3 protein-coding genes are annotated in these 1313 nt (G+C 61.8%); all 3 read left to right on the top strand.

Annotation, left to right across the window (positions count from 1 at the left end; translation table 11 throughout):
• Nucleotides 1-476: FAD-linked oxidase C-terminal domain-containing protein (locus A2I95_RS38845; RefSeq protein WP_291737718.1), on the top strand; the 476-nt coding region annotated here is incomplete at its 5' end.
• Between the two features lie 23 nt (nt 477-499).
• Nucleotides 500-655 carry a hypothetical protein gene (locus A2I95_RS38840; RefSeq protein ID WP_156916839.1) on the top strand — a complete coding sequence of 52 codons (156 nt, stop codon included), beginning with the start codon at nt 500-502 and terminating at the stop codon, nt 653-655.
• 361 nt (nt 656-1016) lie between these two features.
• Nucleotides 1017-1313 (top strand): hypothetical protein (locus A2I95_RS38835; protein WP_291737717.1); only part of this gene is annotated, 297 nt, incomplete at its 3' end.

Genomic DNA, 1313 nt, shown 5'->3' with positions numbered 1-1313 from the left:
GCTTTGATGCAGCGGCAACCTCAACAGCCGAGGAGCGCAACAAGCTGTGGCAGGCGCGCCATGACATGTATTGGGCCAGCCTGCAGCTGCGCCCGGGCGCCAAGGGGATCTCCACCGACGTCTGCGTGCCGATCTCCCGCCTAGCGGAATGCGTCGGCGCTGCGCGAGACAAAGCCGAGAGCATGGGACTGATGGCGCCGATTGTCGGCCATGTGGGCGACGGCAATTTTCATGCGCTGCTGCTGATCGATATGGACAGCGGGATCGAGCGGCAGAAGGCGGATGATTATGTCGGCTGGCTGAACGACCTGGCGATCTCGATGGACGGAACCTGCACCGGAGAACACGGCATCGGTCAGGGCAAACGGCCCTACCTGCAGAAGGAACTAGGCGAAACCATCCGCTACATGGCAGCCATAAAGGCCGCACTTGATCCGGAGAATATCATGAACCCGGGCAAGATCCTGGAGATGTGAGCCGCAGGAGCCGCCTGCAGTCCATGCTGGATCAGCGGCGGAATTTGAGTATTTTGAAGAAGATGAAGCGCAACCCTGCCTCTTCATCTTTTCTCAAATACTCACTGCCCGGCGGCGGCACCGGGACGCAGGGCCAAGGTGTTGCGCATCCGGCGCGCGCGTGCCTCACCGCATTTTAAACCCGCTCTGCCATGATCCTGCTCGATCGCGGTCACCGCCGGGCCTGACACCCCCGGCATTTGGAACAGGGCCCTTTGGCGAGGGCACGCAGAGACAACGTTCAGCTTGCGGGAGGAACCTCCCGTCCCGCCTCCGCCTGTTGGCGGCGCCGCCACTCCTTACTGCTGACGATCAAAGCATCAGACAGCACCCACGGATCAGCACCGGCAGAATGCAGCAGCAACCGGCAGGGCAGTGGCCCTGGCCGGGCAGCGGCAATTGCATAGTACTCTTCCCTGAATTGCCGGAATAGTGCCGCAATTCTGCGCCGGGTCCTGATTTGGGATAAAGCCGGAGCGTTTCGCAAAACCGGAGAATGGCATGGGACTGAAGAAGGCAATGGGCATCCTGGTGTTCAGCACCCAGGCGGTGATCGGGTATGACTACTACATCCAGACCCGTGACGCGGGGTTGAATTGGGGCGATCTAAGCGCAACCGACTACAGCACCATCCTGCAGGACCGCTTTACCCGGGCCCGTGCCGCCAAGGAGGCAACCAGCCTCGCCGGGCTTGCTGCCGGGGACGGCCAGTCGATTTGGGGAGAGGCGGCCAGCTATGGCAAGAGCCTGCTCTCGGGCGGTGAACAGATTGCAGATGCGCAGAACAGCGAAGACGCG

The sequence above is a fragment of the Leisingera sp. F5 genome, assembly GCF_001593695.1.
This window is presented reverse-complemented; position numbering and strand designations above follow the sequence as displayed.

Bases quoted from the DNA above. Each gene is read 5' to 3' on its own strand.
- A2I95_RS38840 (WP_156916839.1), top strand. From the start codon at position 500: ATGCTGGATCAGCGGCGGAATTTGAGTATTTTGAAGAAGATGAAGCGC.